1 protein-coding gene is annotated in these 1,730 nt (G+C 57.1%); it reads left to right on the forward strand.

From position 1 onward, the window contains the following. Positions 1 to 266 precede the first annotated feature (266 nt). Entirely contained in the window at positions 267 to 1,703 is a 1,437-nt protein-coding gene (locus AB6O04_RS20615) for a hypothetical protein (protein WP_368566295.1), read from the forward strand. Positions 1,704 to 1,730: the final 27 nt, after the last annotated feature.

Genomic DNA, 1,730 nt, shown 5'->3' on the forward strand with positions numbered 1-1,730 from the left:
AACCAGCTTTCCGGAGCGTTGCGGTCGCTTCTTCCGGGGCCACTGCACGTCTTGGACACGTACTTGGCATTAATCAGACGGATCGCATACCAATTCGCTGAATGCCCAGGCATGCTTCCAGCATAGCTTAGCCAGATCTCCGCGCTGCCCGAGCGGCCCGGTCGGGTAGTCACCTTTCCGTTTTGGCCGCTTTCATTCGCTTCCTCCACCGTAGCCTCCAAGCCATGCTAATGCTCAGTCCTGTAAACCACCAACCGCAAGTCAACGTGACTTCACACCCTGCCGAGAACGCCAATCCAGGCGGTATCAGAGGGCTGATATCGCGATTTCTTTCGGCATTTCAACATGCGCGCAACACCGAAGATCTGGTCGGTAAGACCGTCCAACCCAAGTATGCACAGCAGTACATGGGAAAGGTCCAGTTCACGGGGGTGGGCACAGTGGTCTCCGTTGGCGCCATCACCGAGAGGCAGTACAGGATTCTTCTGAATCACACCATCCCGTCCCCCTTGGTAACCCCAACCGCTGAAGGCAATGCGGCCAGGACTCCGGGGGAATGCATTATCAATGCACTCGCGGTGGCAAACTCCCATTTGAGCGGTAAGACGCACGCTGAGGTTGTCGCGGTACTCAAGCCAACGTGGCTGGACGGTGACCTTTCGCGAAGTGCCGCAGTAAATGCGTTGAACCTTGTGAAGCATCAAGCTGGCGACATGCTCGCATTCCATCATGCAATCGACGAGATTATGGCGAGCATGGAGTCCAAGATAAACATCCCACGGCGGAACGACAATTTCTACGGGCGACTGTTTGAAACCCACTTGAGTGAGTACGTGTGCAAGCACCCGGATAGCGGCATGGAGGCGGCGAGGGATGCGGTCGCATCTCGTATTCTGATGGACTTCGATACCTACGGTACAGAAGATGCCGAAGACGTGTGCTTTGAAGTCGCGATGAAGTTGAGGCGTGATCCGGTGACGTGGCGGGCAGGTGCCGCTGACATTCAGGACTTTATAGAATCCCCTTCTCCGGATCGGTTCCGTCAGATGATGCGCACGACGGGGCCGTATTCGGTGCCGACGGTGCTGTCAGTGGCCGTGGGATACATGCTGGAGGCGTCGGGCATGTCAAGCATCGCCGATGAGGCCACACGCTTTTATGAGGCAGCGATTCTTCCGCAGCGTAAACTGGTGCGCTCTTCGGCTGAGAACGTGGCCGCACAGACCATGCATGGCTTGCTCCTTCCCTATCAGCGTGGCGCACACGATAAACAGGCAGCTTCAGAGGGCAACGGCGTTCGACCCATGGACCGGTACGTGCGGCCATCGCAGCACACGGGCATCACTAGCAACGACTGGAACGCGCTGCGGTCTGAGCGAACCATCGCGATCGGGATATCGGGCTCGGCGAACCTGCTTCATTACCTATTCAAGGACATCCGCGCTCAAGACGAAAGCTTTCCCATGGAGAGTGCTCAGCTAGCTACCGCGGGTTGGCTGGCACACAGCGGGGGACACTCTTTTAACGAGGTGTACAGTGTGTTTGGATACGAACGGAGCGGCGGTGTGGTGCCAGTATCTTATGATCGACTCTCGCTGGAGACGTACACAGCGAACGAGGCGGTGGAGTATGCCTTTGACAAAGTAGTGTCCGCGGCGACGGATCTTCGTCAACGGCAATTGCAGACCGTGCTTCGTCAATAGTGAGCGATGGATCCGGTAGCGCACCTG

The sequence above is a fragment of the Pseudoxanthomonas sp. UTMC 1351 genome, assembly GCF_040948865.1.
Lineage (GTDB): Bacteria > Pseudomonadota > Gammaproteobacteria > Xanthomonadales > Xanthomonadaceae > Pseudoxanthomonas_A.